The organism is Dialister sp. CAG:357 (assembly GCF_000435155.1).
In the GTDB taxonomy this organism is placed as follows: Bacteria; Bacillota; Negativicutes; order Veillonellales; family Dialisteraceae; genus Dialister; species Dialister hominis.
Genome location: NZ_FR896467.1, coordinates 17,025 through 36,294 on the forward strand (window position 1 = coordinate 17,025; position 19,270 = coordinate 36,294).

Annotated in this window: 17 protein-coding genes, 2 tRNA genes, 1 pseudogene and 1 riboswitch; all 20 genes and pseudogenes read left to right on the forward strand. The window is 47.0% G+C overall.

Translation table 11 applies throughout. The features are described from left to right. Window positions 1-119 (forward strand): annotated as a pseudogene (locus tag M3200_RS08380) (ribose-phosphate pyrophosphokinase); the annotation flags it as partial. Continuing rightward, a complete protein-coding gene (pth, locus tag M3200_RS08385) occupies window positions 119-691 on the forward strand; it encodes an aminoacyl-tRNA hydrolase (protein WP_022383081.1) in 573 nt (190 codons plus the stop codon). The pseudogene M3200_RS08380 and the gene pth, both read left to right, overlap by 1 nt. Before the next feature lie 69 nt (window positions 692-760). Further along, window positions 761-1,432, forward strand: a complete 672-nt coding sequence (locus M3200_RS08390) for a dTMP kinase (RefSeq protein ID WP_022383082.1) — start codon at window positions 761-763, stop codon at window positions 1,430-1,432. A gap of 74 nt (window positions 1,433-1,506) precedes the next feature. After that, window positions 1,507-1,628: riboswitch (FMN riboswitch) on the forward strand. 49 nt (window positions 1,629-1,677) lie between these two features. Continuing rightward, window positions 1,678-2,877 carry a bifunctional diaminohydroxyphosphoribosylaminopyrimidine deaminase/5-amino-6-(5-phosphoribosylamino)uracil reductase RibD gene (gene ribD / locus M3200_RS08395; protein WP_022383083.1) on the forward strand — a complete coding sequence of 400 codons (1,200 nt, stop codon included), beginning with the start codon at window positions 1,678-1,680 and terminating at the stop codon, window positions 2,875-2,877. 2 nt (window positions 2,878-2,879) lie between these two features. After that, window positions 2,880-3,533 (forward strand): riboflavin synthase, encoded by a 654-nt coding sequence (locus tag M3200_RS08400; RefSeq protein ID WP_022383084.1) that lies wholly within the window; start codon window positions 2,880-2,882, stop codon window positions 3,531-3,533. Then, window positions 3,523-4,752 (forward strand): bifunctional 3,4-dihydroxy-2-butanone-4-phosphate synthase/GTP cyclohydrolase II, encoded by a 1,230-nt coding sequence (locus M3200_RS08405; RefSeq protein ID WP_022383085.1) that lies wholly within the window; start codon window positions 3,523-3,525, stop codon window positions 4,750-4,752. Before M3200_RS08400 ends, M3200_RS08405 begins: the two co-directional genes overlap by 11 nt. Window positions 4,753-4,770: 18 nt before the next feature. Then, window positions 4,771-5,238, forward strand: coding sequence for a 6,7-dimethyl-8-ribityllumazine synthase (gene ribH, locus M3200_RS08410; RefSeq protein WP_022383086.1), 468 nt, complete (start codon window positions 4,771-4,773; stop codon window positions 5,236-5,238). Window positions 5,239-5,407: 169 nt separating this feature from the next. Further along, complete coding sequence (miaB, locus tag M3200_RS08415; RefSeq protein ID WP_108850861.1) at window positions 5,408-6,730, forward strand: tRNA (N6-isopentenyl adenosine(37)-C2)-methylthiotransferase MiaB; 1,323 nt, start codon at window positions 5,408-5,410, stop codon at window positions 6,728-6,730. A gap of 36 nt (window positions 6,731-6,766) precedes the next feature. Next, window positions 6,767-9,334, forward strand: coding sequence for a DNA mismatch repair protein MutS (mutS, locus tag M3200_RS08420; RefSeq protein WP_022383088.1), 2,568 nt, complete (start codon window positions 6,767-6,769; stop codon window positions 9,332-9,334). Continuing rightward, window positions 9,334-11,289: a DNA mismatch repair endonuclease MutL gene (gene mutL / locus M3200_RS08425; RefSeq protein WP_022383089.1), complete on the forward strand. Its 1,956-nt coding sequence runs from the start codon at window positions 9,334-9,336 to the stop codon at window positions 11,287-11,289. The genes mutS and mutL overlap by 1 nt, the downstream gene beginning before the upstream one ends. Next, window positions 11,286-12,068, forward strand: coding sequence for a class I SAM-dependent methyltransferase (locus tag M3200_RS08430; RefSeq protein WP_022383090.1), 783 nt, complete (start codon window positions 11,286-11,288; stop codon window positions 12,066-12,068). The genes mutL and M3200_RS08430 overlap by 4 nt, the downstream gene beginning before the upstream one ends. After that, window positions 12,065-12,988 carry a tRNA (adenosine(37)-N6)-dimethylallyltransferase MiaA gene (miaA, locus tag M3200_RS08435; protein ID WP_022383091.1) on the forward strand — a complete coding sequence of 308 codons (924 nt, stop codon included), beginning with the start codon at window positions 12,065-12,067 and terminating at the stop codon, window positions 12,986-12,988. The genes M3200_RS08430 and miaA overlap by 4 nt, the downstream gene beginning before the upstream one ends. Further along, window positions 12,978-13,178, forward strand: coding sequence for an RNA chaperone Hfq (hfq, locus tag M3200_RS08440; RefSeq protein ID WP_022383092.1), 201 nt, complete (start codon window positions 12,978-12,980; stop codon window positions 13,176-13,178). The genes miaA and hfq overlap by 11 nt, the downstream gene beginning before the upstream one ends. Window positions 13,179-13,188: 10 nt before the next feature. Then, entirely contained in the window at window positions 13,189-14,439 is a 1,251-nt protein-coding gene (locus tag M3200_RS08445; RefSeq protein ID WP_288178245.1) for a methionine gamma-lyase family protein, read from the forward strand. Window positions 14,440-14,569: 130 nt separating this feature from the next. Further along, a tRNA-Val gene (locus M3200_RS08450) sits at window positions 14,570-14,646 on the forward strand. Between the two features lie 174 nt (window positions 14,647-14,820). Then, a tRNA-Val gene (locus M3200_RS08455) sits at window positions 14,821-14,897 on the forward strand. A gap of 67 nt (window positions 14,898-14,964) precedes the next feature. Then, entirely contained in the window at window positions 14,965-15,882 is a 918-nt protein-coding gene (locus M3200_RS08460; protein WP_022383094.1) for an EamA family transporter, read from the forward strand. 34 nt (window positions 15,883-15,916) lie between these two features. After that, entirely contained in the window at window positions 15,917-16,867 is a 951-nt protein-coding gene (locus M3200_RS08465; RefSeq protein ID WP_022383095.1) for a DMT family transporter, read from the forward strand. Window positions 16,868-16,936: 69 nt separating this feature from the next. Continuing rightward, window positions 16,937-18,733: a translation elongation factor 4 gene (gene lepA / locus M3200_RS08470; protein WP_022383096.1), complete on the forward strand. Its 1,797-nt coding sequence runs from the start codon at window positions 16,937-16,939 to the stop codon at window positions 18,731-18,733. Beyond that, window positions 18,726-19,270, forward strand: a 545-nt coding sequence (locus M3200_RS08475; RefSeq protein WP_288178243.1) for a coproporphyrinogen-III oxidase family protein, incomplete at its 3' end; no start/stop codon positions are given. The genes lepA and M3200_RS08475, both read left to right, overlap by 8 nt.

Sequence of the window (19,270 nt, forward strand, 5' to 3'; positions counted from 1 at the left end):
CGATTCCTCCGAAAAAAATCCAGGATAAACTGACGGTTCTCTCCATTGCTCCGCTCCTTGGCGAAGCTATCCTCCGCATTTTCCATGATGCATCCGTCAGCCAGCTCTTCGATAAATAATGAAGATCTTAGCAGGACTCGGAAATCCGGGCAAGGAATATGAACACACCCGCCATAATATGGGGTTTGATGTCATTGATATTCTGGCAAAACGCTGGAATGTTTCTGCATGGAAAGAAACGATGAAGGCGGAAACAGCAGCTGTTGTTGTCAACGGGGAAAAGGTTCTTCTTGTCAAACCGCTGACCTATATGAATAACAGCGGAGAAGCAGTGGGAGCCATTGCCAATTATTACAAGGTCGGTCTCGATGATATTTATATCATCTGTGATGATCTTGATTTGCCGCCCGGAAAAGTAAGAATTCGCAAAAAAGGCTCCGCAGGAGGCCATAACGGAATCAAATCTCTGATTGCTCATCTGGGAAGTGAAGGATTCACACGCTTCAGAATTGGCGTGGGTCATCCTCAGGATGGACACACAGTCATAGAGCATGTCCTGGGCCGTCCTTACGGAGACGATATTGCCAAAATCGAAGAGGCAAAGATAAAAACCGCGGATTCCATTGAAACCGCACTGGAAAGCGGCGTGGATCGCGCAATGAACCTCTTTAATCCAAAGAGAAAAGCCTGAATGAAAGCGGCCGCCTGCATGGGCGGCTGTTTTTGATGACTGGGCCAATTGAGCTCTGGAGGTGAAAGAATGAAAGGACACTTAATCGTTCTTGAAGGAATTGATGGAAGCGGGAAAGCAACGCAGTCAGAATTTCTGGAGCAGAATCTGATAAGTCTCGGGAAGGATGTCATGCATATTTCCTTTCCTGATTACGAAAGTGAATCTTCCGCTCTTGTGAAAATGTACCTTCGCGGAGATTTCGGTAAAGATCCGATGGATGTGAATCCGTATGCAGCATCCTTGTTCTATGCCGTCGACAGGTTTGCTTCCTTCCGCACCAAGTGGAAAAAGTTTTATGAAAACGGCGGAATTGTCATTGCAGACCGGTACACGACAAGCAATATGGTGCATCAGATGACAAAGTATGATCAGGCAGAAGAAAGGAGGAAGTTCCTTCAATGGCTTGAGGCGACCGAGTATGGAGAACTTGAACTGCCAAGGCCTGATCTGGTCATTCTGCTTGATATCCCTTTGGCCATTTCAGAAAGGCTGATCAGGGAAAGAGCGGCAAAGGGCGGTTCCTCAGATATTCATGAACAGCATCTGGATTATTTGAAGAAATGTCATGCAGCCTATCAGGAGCTGGTTGCTTTGTATGGCTGGAAGAAGATTTCCTGCGTGGAAGAAGAAAAACTTAGAAGTCCTGATGATATCAGCCGTGATGTAAAAGACGCAGTTCTTTCCATGATGGGAAAATAAACGGACAAGGTCTTTGGATGACAGGCTGACTATTGTGTTTATACATCGTTCTGCTATAATAAATAAGAATAGATTAATCTCTTCAGGGCGGGGTGGAAGTCCCCACCGGTGGTGACAGCCCACGAACCAATTTCGCTTGGTAAGATCTGGTGTGAATCCAGAGCCGACGGTATAGTCCGGATGAAAGAAGAGTGGATAAGATTCTTAGGAATCCACCTCCCTGGAACGAAAGGGAGGTGGATTTTTTGCGTATTGATGAAGATAGAAAGTACATGGCCCGCGCTCTGGAACTGGCAGTCAGGGGAATGGGGCATACGCGTCCGAATCCAATGGTAGGTGCTGTCATTGTCAAGGACGGGCGTGTCATCGGTGAAGGCTGGCATGAACAGTACGGCGGCCCTCATGCAGAAGTGAATGCATTTAATAACTGCACAGAAGATCCGAAGAGGGCGACTTTGTACGTCAGTCTGGAGCCCTGCTCTCACTACGGGAAGACGCCGCCGTGTGCGGATCTCATTATCCAAAAAGACATCGACCGCGTTGTCACGGCAATGGTCGATCCCAATCCGCTCGTAGCAGGAAAGGGAATCAGGAAATTAAGGGATGCGGGCATTTTTGTTACTGTCGGCGTCATGGAAAAAGAAGCAAAAGAGCTCAATGAAGTTTTCCTGAAGTACATCCAGAAGCATAAACCTTTTGTCCTTTACAAAGCGGCCATGTCCCTGGATGGAAAAACAGCCTGCCATACCGGTGAATCCAAGTGGATTTCTTCCGAAGATTCACGCGAGGAGGTTCACGTTCTCCGCGGCTGCTATGCAGGAATTATGGCGGGAGCCGGCACTATACTGGCCGATAATCCGCTTTTGACATCCCGCACGGAAGGGATGATCGATCCGGTAAGAATTATCGTAGATGGCAATCTATCCGTTCCGCTAAAGGCAAAGGTATTCCAGGAACAGGGAAGGGCCATCGTCCTTACGACCACCTCGGCCGATGAGACAAAGCGTGATGCCCTGATTAAAAACGGCATTGATGTCATTATCGCAGACGGCGATATCAAGGGAAAGGTAGACCTTTCCGCTGCTATGACAGGACTTGCCTTGAAAGGAATCGACGGCATCCTTCTGGAAGGCGGCGCAACCCTTGCTGCAGATGCATTTGAGGCAGGAATCGTTGATAAGGTAAGAATCTATGCAGCTCCTATCCTGATTGGCGGAAAAGATGCACCGGGCCTCCTTGGAGGAAAAGGCGCAGATACCATACCGGAAGCAGTCAGGCTGAAAAATATTACGACATTGATGTCAGGCTCCGATCTCATCATTGAAGGTTATGTAGATCACAAAGAGGAATCTCCTAAAGAAGAACCTGAGAAATCAGAAGAAGCTCATGATGAACCTGCATCAGATCTCCCTATCGAAAAAGGAGAGGATGAAAAGGGTGAATAAGAATGTTTACCGGGATTGTTGAGGAAATCGGCCATATCAGGCAGATCAGAAGATCCGGACACAGCTACACGCTGACTATATCCTGCAGGACTGTACTGGAAGGGACCAAGCTTGGCGACAGCATTGCGGTCAATGGCGCCTGTCTCACCGTTACAAGGATGGATCAGGATTCTTTTGACGCTGATGTTACGCCTGAAACTTTGAGAAGAACATCCTTCTCTATTTGCCGGCCGGGATCACCGGTTAATCTTGAAAGAGCACTCAGGCTCTGCGACCGCCTGGGCGGACACATCATGCTTGGCCATGTCGATGGACAGGGAAAGATCCTTTCATTCAGGAAACTGGATAATTCCATCGAAGTTGCCATAACATTAGACAAAGCGCTGATGAGATATATTGTTGAAAAGGGTTCTGTCGCCATAGACGGCATCAGCCTTACCGTGGCGGAAAGAACAGATACGGGTTTCACCATTTCTCTTATCCCTCATACGGGAGAGAAGACGATATTGATGGACAAAAAACTAGGGGATCCGGTCAATATCGAATGTGATTATATAGGAAAGTACATCGAGCAGCTCATGAAAGACAAACCGGGCGAGGGGTTGACGCTGGGGATGCTTCAGAGCCTTGGGCATGGAGGAAGTTATGGATTATAAATTTGACAGTATTGAAGAAATCATTGAAGAAATCCGTGCAGGACACATTGTCATCATGCAGGATCCGGAGTCCAGAGAAAATGAAGGCGATTATATTTGCGCCGCAGAATTTGCTACTCCGGAAAATGTGAACCGCATGGCTTCGGAAGCAAAAGGCGTCATCTGCATGCCGATGTCTGAAGAAATCGCTGATTCCCTGTACCTGGGACCGATGATCCGCCATAATACGGATAATCACCAGACAGCATTCCTGGAATCGATCGATTATAAAGATTCCGGTACGGGAGTTTCCGCTTATGCCCGCTCCATGACAGCGCTTGAAGCAATCAAGGACGGAGCAAAACCGGAAGATTTCAGAAGACCCGGCCATCTTTTCCCGCTGAAGGCAAGAAAATGGGGCGTTCTTGAACGTCAGGGCCACACGGAAGCAACTGTCGATCTTGCAAGACTTGCAGGATTGAAACCGGCAGGCCTTTGCTGTGAAATCATGAATGATGACGGAACAATGGCAAGAAGGGACGACCTCTTCAAGCTTGCCAGAGAAAAGAATATGAAGATTGGCAATATTCAGGAGCTCATCGAATACAGGAAAAAGCACGAAGTACTGGTAGATGAAGTTTCTCATGCCAAGCTTCCGACAAAGTATGGCGAATTTGAAATTTACGGATTTGTGAATAAGATGAACGGGGAACACCACGTAGCCCTTTCCATGGGCAATGTTTCTGACGGTAAGCCGGTCCTTTGCCGCATTCATTCTGAATGTCTGACAGGAGACTGCTTCGGTTCCCTTCGCTGTGACTGCGGCCAGCAGCTTGCGCAGGCTATGCGCCAGATTGCCCGTGAAGGACGCGGCGTTCTTGTTTACCTTCGCCAGGAAGGAAGAGGAATCGGCCTTATCAACAAGATCAGAGCCTATGCTCTTCAGGATGAAGGATATGATACCGTTGAAGCAAACCTGAAGCTTGGATTTGCGGCTGACCTTCGTGAATACATGACAGGCGCGCAGATTCTTAAGGCATTGGGCGTAAACAGCATCCGTCTTCTGACCAATAATCCGCAGAAAATCGGAGATGTCAGTGAATACGGCATCACCATTGCATCAAGAGAACCAATTGAAATGGCTCCTACCCGCGAAGACGAATTCTATCTGAAAACGAAGCAGGAAAAAATGGGCCATATGTTAAAGCTTGATAAAGATATTGAAGAACCAAAAGAGTAAGCACAGGAGGCATTCAAAGTGAATATTATTTCCGGACTTTTTAATGAAAGTGAAATCAGAGTAGGAATCGTAGCATCCCGTTTCAATGAAGTCATCGTCAGCAAGCTCATTGACGGAGCCGTAGACGGACTTACCCGTCATGGCGTCGATATGGATAAAGTAGATCTGGCATGGGTGCCAGGCGCTTTCGAAATCCCGCTGGCTTCCAAGAAAATGGCTGAATCAGGAAAATATGATGCTGTCATCTGCCTTGGCGCAGTCATCCGCGGTGAAACAGATCATTATGAACATGTAGCAACCGAAGTGACAAAGGGTGTTGCTATGGCATCGCTTTCGAGCGGCATTCCTGTTCTCTACGGCGTATTGACCACCGATACGATTGAACAGGCTGTCAACAGAGCAGGGCTCAAGTCCGGCAACAAGGGCTTTGAATGCGCTATGGATGCTCTTGAAATGGCAAGCCTTTTCAAGAAGCTTGGAAAGTAAGCAGAAACCCATAAAAGGGCTGTGACAAAATGTGCAATTCATTTTGCCGCAGCTCCTTTTTGCGTGGTGGAAATTAGATTATATGAAAGGAATATCCTGTATATGGTATAATATTATAATTGATTTAACATAATACAGGAGGATTGCCGTGGATAAGGAGCAGCTCTCGATGGGGAAAAAATATTATACGATTACATATGGATGCCAGATGAATGAATCTGACACAGAACGTATTAACGGACAGCTGGAAGAACTGGGATATCGGCCGGCTGAAGAAATGGAAGACGCAGACATCGTCATCATGAATACATGCAGCGTCCGCCAGAATGCGGAAGAAAAAGTGTATGGGAAAATCGGTGAAATCAAGAAGCTGAAGGACAAGAACCCGGACATGCTTCTGGGAATCGCCGGTTGCATGGCGCAGGAAAACAAGGGCAAGCTGATTGAAAGAATGCCGATCATTGATTTTGTTATCGGACCATACCATATTCATGATCTGAAAGATATCGTTTCCAAGGAAAATGCACGCGGCGGCCATGTCGTCAAGACAGAAAGAAATCCACACAGCGTTGAAGATTACAGCGAATTGAAGTCTGTCAGAAAGTCTAAGATTTTCGCATGGGTTCCGATCATGCAGGGATGCAATAAGTTCTGTACTTACTGCATCGTTCCCTATGTTAGAGGCCGTGAAATCAGCCGTACGATTGATGACATTTCCAATGAAATCCAGACTCTTGCCGATGAAGGATATAAGGAAGTTACACTTCTCGGGCAGAATGTCAATTCTTACGGGCTCGATTTCAGGAACGGAACCGATTTCGGCGACTTGATCCGTGCTATCGATAAAATTGATGACATTGAAAGAGTACGCTACATGACATCCCATCCAAGAGATATGACATTCGAAATGATTGATGCCATGGCAGAATCGTCGAAGGTTGTCCGTCATATGCATCTTCCTGTCCAGCACGGATCCAATGAAATGCTGAAGAAGATGAACCGCGGCTATACGATTGAACATTTCAAGGAACTCCTTTCCTACGTAAGAAGCAAAATGCCTGATATTGTCGTAACAACAGATCTTATTACAGGCTTCCCGGGGGAAACGGAAGAAATGCATCAGGAAACGCTGGCCCTCTTGAAGGAAGTCCGTTTCGATTCCGCTTATACATTTATTTATTCTCCAAGAACCGGAACGCCTGCAGCAAGAATGGAAGACCAGATCGATTCTGATACCAAGCACAGACGTCTGCAGGAACTGATGGATGTGGAAAATGAAATCAGCCTTGAACTCAATAAGGAAATGGAAGGAAAGACATATTCCATTATCGTAGAAGGCCCTTCCAAGCAGGATCCGATGAACTGGTATGGAAGAACTTCAGGAAACAAAATGATCTTATTCCCGTACAAGGAAGGAATTTCCGTCGGAGATACTGTTGACGTTAAAGTTGACACAGCGCAGACCTGGGTTCTCAAGGGAGAACTGATCTGAATTCTGTCTTGTCATTTGATCGAGAGGTGATTGAGATTGGCTAAAACGCCATTAATGGATCAATACAAAGAGATAAAAGAGGGATACAAGGACTGCCTGCTCTTTTACCGTCTGGGTGATTTTTACGAATTGTTTTATGATGACGCGTACACGGCTTCTCATGAACTGGAATTGACCCTGACAGGGAAGAATGCAGGTGCAGAAGGCCGCGTTCCTATGTGCGGCGTGCCGTACCATGCGGCCGAGGTTTATATTTACCGTTTGATTCAAAAGGGGTATAAAGTAGCCATCTGCGAACAGCTTGAAGATCCTAAGAAGGCAAAGGGACTCGTTAAGCGCGATGTCATCCGCGTCATTACGCCGGGAACCATTCTCTTTGAAAATGCCATTGCGGATAAATCCAACAACTATCTGGCCTGTCTGCTTGAGAAAGACAAGAAGATCCATATGGTCCTCTGTGATATTTCAACAGGCGAAAGCTGGTGGGGGATCTGGAATCTGAAAAAGGAGCAGGACGATTTCCTGGATGTCCTTTCTGTATATAATCCGGCAGAACTCGTATGCGGCGTATCTGATGATTTCTACCGCCAGCTGACATCCTTCTGTTCATCACGCCTTGGAAGCTGTCTTGTCACGAGAATGCCTGAAACGGATGAAACGTGCAAGGCACCTGCAATCGCGGAATCGATTGAGGATGAAAATGTACGCATGGCCTTTGGATACCTGGCGGATTACCTGCAGAATGTCATGAGAGACAACCTGCCGGAATTCCATTCCGTGCAGCCGATCAGGGAAGATCATACGCTGATTCTTTCCGACCAGTGCATCAGGAATCTTGAAATCACCAGGAATATGAGGGACGGCGGAAGAAGAGGGACACTTCTTGAGCTTCTTGATCACACGCATACGGCAATGGGGGCAAGACTTTTGCGCCGCTGGCTTGAAAGGCCTCTGGTGGATGTGAATGGAATCATCCTTCGTCAGGACGGGATTGAAGAACTTACGAATCATGCCATGGAATTGACACAGCTCGAGGAGCTGCTTTCTCAGGTTTTTGACTTTGAAAGAATCCTTGGCCGTATCGAAGCCAATGTCACCTCGCCGAAGGATTTGCTGGCGCTCAAAGCAACGCTCAAGATTGTGCCGCAGATCAAGAATCTCCTTGCATCTTCCAGTTCAGTCATCCTGAAAAAGCTGAACGGACAGATGAAAGTGCATGAAGCCGTTTTTGACCTTCTGGATCGTGCGATGAATGAAAACGGCACAGGGAATATCAAGGACGGCAAGTACATAAAGAAGGGCTTTTCCGAGGAACTTGACGAAATCCGCTCTTTGTCGGAAGACAGCCAGGAATATATAGCAAAGCTGGAAGAAGAGGAAAAAGAGAAGACGGGCATCAAGCTGAAGATTGGCTTCAATAATGTCTTTGGCTATTACTTTGAAATCTCCAATGCCAATAAGATTCCTGTTCCCGAGTATTATGTGAGAAAACAGACGCTGGTCAATGCGGAAAGATATATTACCCCCGAGCTGAAGGAATTCGAGGCTAAAGCGCTCTCCGCCAAGGAAAAGACCGAAGAGCTCGAACTTAAGATCTACCAGATGGTCAAAGCGGAAATACGCCCGGAAATTCCGGACATGCAGAGAACAGCTTCTGCTCTGGCGGGTATTGACTGCATAGCAAGCCTTGCAAGGGCAGCTCTGAAGGACCGTTATGTAAGACCGCAGATCCTCCCGCAGAAGGAAGGCCGCATTTCCATTTCTGATGGAAGGCATCCGATGGTAGAACATGCACTCAATCATGAAATGTTTGTACCAAACGATACAGAACTGAATCATGATAATCAGGAAATCCTGGTTATCACAGGGCCCAACATGGCAGGCAAGTCGACATACATGCGTCAGGTTGCCGTTTTGACGATTATGGCGCAGATCGGATCCTTCATACCGGCAAAAAGCGGTATGTTTTCTCCTGTCGACCGCATATTCACAAGGATCGGAGCCACGGATGATATATCGACCGGGCAGAGTACGTTTATGGTGGAAATGCAGGAAGTATCGTATATTCTCCGCAATGCTACCAGAAACAGCCTGATTCTTCTTGATGAAATCGGGAGAGGCACGAGCACATATGACGGCATGAGCATTGCAAGAGCCGTTGTCGAATACATTGACAAAAAGATTCATGGCTTTACTTTGTTTGCTACGCACTATCATGAATTATCAGATATGGCAGATGGCAGCAGCAAGATCAAAAATTATACGGTAACAGTGAAGGAGCGCGGAAAGGATGTCGTGTTCCTCCGCCGCATCGTTCCAGGCTGCGCAGACAGAAGCTACGGTATCCATGTCGCAAGACTTGCCGGGCTTCCCGAATCTCTCCTGAAAAGAGCCGACGATATTCTTGAAGGACTGGAGGAATCGGATGGCAAGGGATACCATGCGCCTTCTGCTCCTTCTAATGAAGCAAGAGAAACCGGCCTTGATCTTTTTGCATCGCCCATCATCAATGAACTGGCAGACCTTGATGTCATGAGCAAGACACCGATTGAAGCCATGGAGATTTTATTCCGCCTGAGTAAGGAAGCAAAGGAGAGCCGATAATGGGATTAATTCATGTTCTTGATGAAGTTACGGCGAATCAGATTGCTGCAGGAGAAGTCGTCGAGCGTCCGGTCAATGTCGTCAAAGAGCTGGTGGAAAATTCTGTCGATGCAGGCGCTCATGAAGTGGAAATAGAAATTGCAGACGGCGGTATGACTTACATCCGTGTGACGGATAACGGCTCTGGAATGACTGCAGAAGATGCCAAGATGTCCATTATCCGCCACGCCACAAGCAAAATTTCCAATGTAGATAACATTTATCACATTGCCTCCCTGGGATTCCGCGGGGAAGCGCTTCCAAGCATTATGTCCGTTTCAAGATCATCCATCACGACAAGAAGACCGGAAGATGTTGAAGGAACGGTCATTGATATCAAGGGCGGCGTTGTTGAAGATGTGCATGCCGCCGGAACGCCAGCCGGCACAACGGTTGAGGTCAGGGAGCTTTTCTATAACGTTCCGGCGAGGAAGAAATTCCTGAAATCAGAAAGAACGGAATCGGCTAGAATCAATACGATGGTGGGAAAACTGGCCCTTGCCAATCCAGATGTTGCTTTCCGCCTGATCAATAATGGAAGAGTCGTCATTGAAACACCGGGCAACGGAAGACTTCTAGACGTTGTCTCTGCTTTATACGGTGTAAAGACAGCCGGTGAAATGCTTGAAGTCAAAGAAGAAGGGGAAAATATCTTCCTTAACGGACTGATTTCGAAACCATCGCTCTTAAAGAGCAGCCGCCAGTTCCAGACGCTGATCATCAATCGGAGAGTTATTGAAAGTTCTGTCATTTCAAAAGCCGTGGACAATGCATACCATTCACTTCTTCCAAAGAATGGCTATCCGCTTCTTGTCCTTTCTTTTGATGTGCCGCCGGAAAGCATCGATGTCAATGTGCATCCTCAGAAAAGGGAAATCAAGTTTTCTGATGAACAGATGGCATTCCGCACGGTCTACCATGCCGTTTTAAGGACGCTCACATCCCAGTCGGATGCAGACAGCATTGCCCGCGAGATGATCAAGGATCCGGGCCATCAGGTCCTTGGTGAAATGGATGTAAATCCGGTCAATGTGAAAGTGGAAGACCAGAAACCTCTTCACGACATCGGGCTTGCTATGGAGACAGGAGAGGCAAAGACTCCCTCTGTACCTGATTCATGGAGAGCGCATCTTGAAGAATACAGCCAGCAGCAGAAGGGATCTTCATCTTCCGGCACTGGAAAAAACTCTGAAACGATGCGGGAGACATTCCAGCCATCAGTAGGAAGCCGTGAAATCCTGTCGGATAAGCCATTCTTCAAGAGAGAAGATCAGGAAGATCATCAGGAGTCGAAAGATCAGAAAACGATTTCTGAAGGCGTCTTATTTGAATCAGAAAAAGAAGAAGCAGAAACGGTTATTCCTTTAGGACAGGTGGCAGACTGCTTCATTCTCTGCCAGCATGGGAAGGATCTTTTCATCATTGACCAGCATGCAGCGCATGAACGCGTTCGTTATGATAAGCTTGCAGAAAGAGCGGAAGGAATTCCTGTCCAGAAACTCCTGATTCCTCATCTGATCCATGCGGAGCCGGATGATATTCTGATTTTGCGGGATCATGAAAATGAACTGCTCAAGCTGGGCATTACATTTGAGCAGGCAGGACCTGATGTCATACGCGTGACCGGAGCGCCTGAGGATTTTGCAGATGATGAACTCCTTCGCGTCATAAGGGATATTTTAGTCGCCTATCACGATGAAGATATGGTTTCACCTGAAACGCTCCGCCACCGCATGATGGCCTATGCAGCATGCCGCGGCGCCATCAAGAGGGGAGATCCCTTGAATATCCGCCAGATGAAGGAACTGATTACAGATCTCTTCCACACGTCTCGCCCGTTTGTATGTCCGCATGGGAGACCGACGATTGTAAGATTCACACCTGAAGAACTGGGAAGGCTGTTCAAAAGGCCATGAAGATTGCTGCAACAACAATCTCGGATGCTCCGGGACTGATCCGAGAAAAGGCAAAAGAGCGTGCAAAAGCTTTGGCTATCCCTTACCTTGAGAGAGAAGACAAGCTTGAAGAGATGGCAGAGAAGTACAAGGCAGAAGGTTTCCTGATTTATGGCAGGCGCCTTCCTTCGTTTAAGACGAAAGACGGGGAATACCATTTTCATTTAGGGACATCCGTCCTCCGCACGCGCCAGATTCTTGCGGGGAATGAGGACCGCTTATGCAGGCTGCTTCCAAAGGAAGGACCCTGCCGCGTCCTTGACTGTACCTTTGGCCATGCGAATGATTCCACGACGATTTCCTGGTTCTTAGGGGACAGGGGAAGCGTCACAGCCTTGGAGAAAAGCACTGCGCTTTATGAAATAGGAAGGGCCGGCATAGAATCTTATCAGGATAAAGACCCTGCGCTGACGGATGCCGTTCGGAGAATCTATTTGATTCATGCTGATTTCAAGGAATATCTGAAAAATATTCCAGAGAAAAGTTTTGATGTCGTTTACTTTGATCCTATGTTCCGGCATCCTGTGCAGGCAAAAGTCAATGATATGACAGGCTTTCGGGAAGCAGCCGCTTATGACAAGCTTGATGACGAGACGATTCTGCTGGCCATGCGCGCGGCCAGGGCGCGTGTGATTGTCAAGGAGCGCCCGTTTTCATTGCTTTTCAAGAAGGACTTTTTTACAAGGATTGAAGCCAAAAAGGGGCAGACCACGGCATACGGGGTGATTGATTTATCATGAAGGAAAAGCTTATAACCATACTGGGGCCGACTGCTTCTGGTAAATCAGAGGTCGGGATTGAGATTGCAAAAGCGCTGGGGTCTTCCATTACTTCCGGCGATGCATTCCAGGTCTACAAGGAAATGGATATTGGAACGGCCAAAGTGACAAAAGAAGAAATGCAGGGAATCCCTCATTATCTTGTCGCCTGTATCGATCCCAGAGAACCCTATTCCGCTGCTGATTTTCAGAAGAAAGCTTCAGAAATCATAACAAGAGAAAATAAAGAAGGAAGAATTCCTGTCCTTGTGGGAGGAACAGGGCTTTATATCCAGTCGCTTCTGGAAGGATATTCTTTCCTGCCTAAGTCTGATCAGCGGAAAAAGTGGCATGACTTTTATTTGGCCAATGGGAAAGAAGGCCTTGAAAGAGAACTTAAGAAAGCAGGCGTCAGGGAAATTCCTGATGATCCGCAGAGAATGCTGAGAAAACTGGAGCTGATTGATGCAGAAGGCAGGGATTTATCCCCGGAAAAGAGCCAATCTCTCATTTATGATGGTCCAGTTATAGGGATTGCTATGGACAGAGCGGTCTTATATGATAGAATAAATAAGCGAGTCTGTCATATGATGCAGGACGGATTATATGATGAAGTTCAAAAACTTCTGGATTCAGGCATTCCGGAAACAGCCCAGTCACTGAAGGCCATTGGCTATCGGGAAATGGTTCAGTGCATAAAAGGCGAGCTCTCTATTGAAGAGACAGAAGCTCTCATCCAGAAAAACACTCGCCATTTCGCAAAACGGCAGATTACATGGTATAAGAGAATGCCGTATATTCACTGGTATGAGAGAAATGAGTTTAACCAGGACACGTGGTGTAAGGAAATCACGGATTATGTCATTTCATATTTTAGAGGAGAATGTGAAGATGGAAGGTAAAATGAATCTGCAGGATACATTTTTAAATGAAGCCAGGAAAGAAAATGCGCCTGTCAGCATTTTTTTGATGAATGGCGTTCAACTGAAGGGCAAGGTAAAGTCCTTTGACAGCTTTACCGTGCTTCTTGTAAGCGAAAATCGTTCGCAGCTGATTTACAAGCATGCTATTTCTACAATACAAAGGATCTGATTGAGTGAAAATGAATGAAAAACTTCAACAGGTGCAGGAAGAAGCGCTCGCTCTTTGTGCGCCTGTTTTTGATGAAATGAAAGAGATTTCCTTATACAATACACAGAAAGTTCTGGAAGCATTCAGGAACCACCACCTCTCTGCTTATCACTTCGCTCCATCCAATGGCTATGGCTATGGGGATCCGGGCCGTGAAGAACTCGAGGAAATCTGGGAAGATATATTCAAGGCAGAAAGCGCCCTGGTCCGTCCGCAGTTTGTTTCAGGCACTCATGCGCTTGCTACCGTTCTCCTTGCGCTCCTCGAGCCGGGAGATACGATGGTATCTGCTGTAGGTGCTCCTTATGACACGATGCAGAGCGTCATCGGGATTTCCGGAAACGCACCGGGCAATCTTAAATCCAAGGGCGTTCATTATAAGGAAGTGCCTCTTAAGAACAACACTTACGATCTGGAAGCCATTACAGATGCTGTTGATGAAAATACAAAACTTGTAGAAATCCAGCGCTCCAGAGGGTACATGCTGAGAGATTCGCTTTTCCCATCCGACATCAGGAAAATCATCGAAACAGTCAAAGCAAAGAATCCAAATGCGATTTGCTTTGTCGATAACTGCTATGGCGAATTTACATGCAAGGAAGAACCGATCGAGCTTGGCGCTGATATTACGGCAGGTTCATTGATTAAAAACGCCGGCGGCGGACTTGCACCGACGGGTGCTTATATCTGCGGAAGAGAAGATCTTGTCGAGCTTTGCTCCTACGTCTGGACAGCTCCCGGACTTGGCGCAGAAATGGGATCCTATGCTGCTTCTTACCGTCCGTTCTTTGAAGGACTTTTCCTCGCTCCGCATATTACGCGTCAGGCAATGATGAGCGCCGAATTCTGCGCTGCTGTATTCAAGGTGCTCGGCTTTGACGTCGTTCCTGAACCGGGCCATTTAAGGACTGACCTTATTACAGCCATTACTTTGGGCTCTGAAGAAAATATGTGCAGCTTTGCCGAGGCCGTGCAGAACTGGTCTCCGGTTGATTCGGATGCCGTTCCTGTCCCGGGGCCCATGCCCGGATATACGGATCCGATCATTATGGCAGCAGGCACTTTCGTCCAGGGCTCCACAATCGAAATGTCAGCTGACGGCCCTGTAAGACCTCCGTACATCATGTACTTCCAAGGCGGTCTTGTTTTTGAACACACCATGCTTGCCGTAATGGGCGCTGCAGAGAAGATCCTCGCTGCCAGAGGCGGTCTCGAAGATTAATAAAATACAGATATGCAATAAAGGACTGTGAATGGGAATGCCATTCACAGTCCTTTTGCGCGGGGGAATTTCATCAAAGAAATTTATATTAACAATCTGAAATACCGGTGCTATAATATGACGTGTTCAAGGGGCTATAGCCCAGTTGGTCAGAGCACTTCGCTCACATCGAAGAGGTCTCCGGTTCGAACCCAGATAGTCCCACCAGAAGTTCATCTCTGCTTAGCAGATTGCCATAAACAACTCAGGAAACTGGCGCCTGGGAAAATACAGCAAAAGGGCGGAATCCTTTTTTGGAGAACTGTAAAATGATCTCTTTTTATCTGTCATTTTTCAGTTGCTTTTTACAAACGCATCATATATAATAATGACACGTTACTTGGGGTTATAGCTCAGCTGGTTAGAGCGCTTCGTTGACATCGAAGAGGTCTTTGGTTCGAATCCAAATAGTCCCACCAAAATAGAACCCGCCATTTGGCGGGTTTTTCTGTATAAATTTTATGAATTTGGAGGCGTTGGAAGGCCATGGATGTCTTTGCCGTTCTGCTTGTAATAACAGCAGGCGCAATGTGGGCTGGATGTGGTCTGGCGGCACAGGATTTCTTTTCCAGAAGCAGCCTTACCCCGATGGATCTGACCGTGTTCCGCATGTTTTGTGCGGGCGTGATCATGATGGCACTCACGATTGCCAGAGGCAATTTTGTGAAATCCATCCGTATCCTGAAGGACCATCCATTTCTTTTAGCAAAGCTTTCCTTTTATGGGATCATCGGGCTGATGCTGATGCACTGGACATACTTTGCATCGATAGAAGCCGGGAATGCAGCGGCCGCAACCGTGATACAATATACCTGTCCTGCCATCGTGATCCTATGGACATCCTTCAGGAAGGGAAGGCTTCCTGGTACGGCAGAAGCCGCTTCTGTCATTCTTGCCATAGGAGGGGTTTTCCTTCTGGTTACAGGAGGGAATCTTGACAGGATCATGGTTCCTGCTGACTGCATCTGGCTGGGGCTTGCATCAGCTGTATTTTTTGCAGTATGCGCTGTGTATCCTAAAAACCTGATGGCTTTTCCCGATGGTTCTTTTGTTTTATCGATTGGCATGTTTTGTGGAGCTGCGGCTGCTTTTGCCGCAGACCCGGTTACCGATATAGGGGCATTTTTCCATAGGGATATCATCATGGATATCTTCTGGATCGTCATTTGCGGAACCGTAGTTGCCTTTACCTGCTATAATGCGGGTCTTCGCCGTCTTACTGAGACAGAGGCTTCCGTAACGGCTACCGTAGAGCCTGCTATATCGGTCATTGCTTCATATTTCCTGTTTAGTGAAATGTTCAATGTATTTCAGGCAGTTGGCATTATTCTTATTCTTGCTGCGATTGCAGCGCCTGGTTCTGAGCATATGTTAAAGAAAAGGTTAGGATTTCAGCATAAATGATGTGGTGTTGGAATGATTTTCTGAGGTGGGAAAAATGAAGCTCTTAGCTGGTTCGTCTTCGCCAATGGCAATTATGATGGTTGTTTCCGCGGGTGTCATGTGGGCAGGAAGCGGTCTTGGCGCACAGAATGTTTATGAAAAGAGTTCCATCAATGCAATGGAACTGACAGCTTTCAGAATGATCATGGCAGGAATCATCCTTTTAGGGATGACCGTTTGGGAAGGAAAATTCAAAAGCAGCATGAAAGCGATGAATGAGCATAAGCTTTTGTGGCTGGATGTCCTGATTTATGCAGTTGTAGGACTGATGCTCATGCATTATACGTACTTTGAAGCAATTGATTATGGGGATGCGCCTACTGCAACAGTTATCCTTTACAGTTGTCCGGCCATGGTTGTCTGCTATCAGGCAATCCGGGAGCATCATCTGCCGTCAGAGACTAAGATGTTTACCACATTTCTGGCTGTCTTTGGCACATTCCTTCTCGTGACCGGAGGAAATCCGGCGACACTGAATGTTTCGGTCATCTGCATACTGCTCTCGCTCTTGAATGGTGTTATATATTCCTTTGCGTCCATTTATCCGAAGCATCTTTTCCTCAAGATCAACCGTACATTTATCCTGGGCGTGGGGATGATTCTGGGCGGCCTTGTGTCCTGGGCATTTGTTCCGGATATGAATTTGGCAGCTTTTTTCGAGCCTGATATAATCGTAGGTGTCATGTGGATTGTCCTCTTCGGGACAGTAGCCGCATTTCTCCTTTATAATACGGGATTGATGTACCTTTCGCCCGAACAGGCCCTGATTACGGCAGCATCTGAGCCTATCGCTTCTGTCCTGATGTCATGGGCCTTCTTCCAGATGAGCTTTGATATGATACAGTCTCTGGGAATCATGATGGTTGTCATAGCAATCATTGCGCCTGCCTATACAGGAAAGCATTCACCATTCCTCAGAGTGAGGAAACAGGGGAATACCATATAAATACCGCACTTTCGCACAGGTGCATTTCTATAGATAAATTTTAAAGAATACAGTTTGACAGGAGACAGCATGGATACAAAACACATTAGGAATTTCTCGATTATCGCTCATATTGACCACGGGAAGTCCACACTGGCAGACCGCTTGATCGAATTGACAGGGACTGTCCAAAAAAGAGATATGGAAGCCCAGATCCTTGATACCATGGAATTGGAGAGGGAAAGAGGCATCACAATCAAGGAGCAGTCTGTCCGTTTGATGTACAAGTATGAGGACGGGGAAACCTATGAACTGAACCTGATTGATACCCCAGGGCATGTAGACTTTAACTATGAGGTATCAAGAAGCCTTTCAGCCTGCGAAGGAGCGATCCTCATTATCGATGCAACGCAGGGCGTGCAAGCGCAGACTCTTGCCAATGTGTATCTGGCTCTTGATCATAACCTGGAAATTATTCCTGTCATCAATAAGGTGGATCTTCCCAGTGCAGACGTGGAACGCGTCAAGAAGGAAGTGGAAAATATCATCGGGATTGATATGTCTGATGCCATTCCGGTCAGCGCTAAAACAGGACAGAACGTGGAAGAAGTTCTCAAGCGCATTGTAGAACAAGTACCGCCGCCTGAAGATCATTCCAATGAACCTTTAAGATGTCTGATTTTCGATTCGATTTTTGATTCCTATAAAGGCGCCATCGCCTATGTGCGTGTCAAAGATGGAGAAATCCGTCCGGGCATGAATATCCGCATGATGGCTTCCGGAAAAGTCTATACAGTGACTGAAGTAGGATATTTCTCGCCATTTCCAAAGGCCTGTGACGTGCTTTCCTGCGGCTCGGTAGGTTATGTGGCAGCAAGCATCAAAAACGTGCAGGACTGCGAAGTCGGCGATACGATCACTACAGAGGAAAATGGAGCCAAGGAAAGCCTTCCAGGCTACCGCAAGGCGCTCCCTATGGTATTCTGCGGATTGTACCCGATCGAAAGCAAAGATTATGACAACTTGAAAGTGGCTCTGGAAAAACTGCAGCTTAACGATGCAGCTCTGGAATACGTTCCTGAAACGTCCCAGGCTTTGGGATTCGGTTTCCGCTGTGGCTTCCTCGGACTTCTTCATATGGACGTTGTCGAGGAAAGACTCGAACGTGAATACAATTTAAAACTGATTACAACAGCGCCTTCTGTTATTTACCATGTCCATAAGACAGACGGCACGATGATACCAGTCGACAACCCGGCTGAACTTCCGCCTATGACGAAAATTGATTTCATTGAGGAACCGATTGCCAAAGTGGAAATATTGGTACCGTCAGACATGATCGGCAATGTCATGGAACTGGTGCAGAACCGCCGCGGCGTATATCAGACCATGGAATATCTTGATGAAACAAGAGTCGATCTCCATTATAAAATTCCGCTTTCTGAAATCATCTTCGACTTCTTTGACAAACTGAAATCGAGCACAAAGGGATATGCATCTCTTGATTATCAGCTTTGCGGATACGAAAAGACAGATGCAGTCAAGCTTGATATCCTCCTGAACGGTGAACTGATCGATGCACTTTCCATTATCGTGCACCGCAGCAATGCAGCTTCGAGAGGCAGGACTCTGGCTCAGAAACTGAAGGAAATCATTCCGCGTCAGCAGTTTGAAGTGCCGATCCAGGCAGCGATTGGAAGCAAGATTGTAGCCAGGGAAACAATCAAGGCATACAAGAAGGACGTTCTTGCCAAGTGCTATGGCGGCGACGTCTCCCGTAAGAAGAAACTTCTGGAAAAGCAGAAGGAAGGCAAGAAGAGGATGAAGCAGGTCGGGAGCGTTGAAATCCCTCAGGAAGCTTTCATGGCGGTGCTCAAAGATGACTAAGCCGCTCGGGCTTTACCTGCACATTCCCTTTTGTAGGAGCCGGTGTGCCTATTGTGATTTCTATTCCATCAGCAAAACGCCGGATACAAGATTCTCTGAAGCTTTGATCCGTGAAATTGAAATGAAGAGTGCAGGCTTTAAGGACAGAGTCTGTGACACTATTTACTTTGGAGGCGGAACCCCGTCGACGCTGACCGGCATGCAGCTTTCGGAAATTATGGAAGCTCTTTACAAAAACTTCCATATTTCCGATCAGGCTGAAATTACGATGGAAATGAATCCCTGCGACATGACAGAAGAATACCTGGCAAATGCCCGCCGTCTGGGCATCAACAGGCTTTCTGTCGGTGTGCAGTCACATAATGATTACCTGCTGAAGGCTATAGACAGGAGGCATGATTCAAAGGCTGCTGAAGAAGCTGTGAAGCGCGCCTATCGTCTGGGCTTCCATAATATCAGCATCGATCTCATGTATGAACTTCCCGGGCAGACACCGCTTGACTTTGAAAAAAGTTTGAAATGGGCTGTCCATCTTCC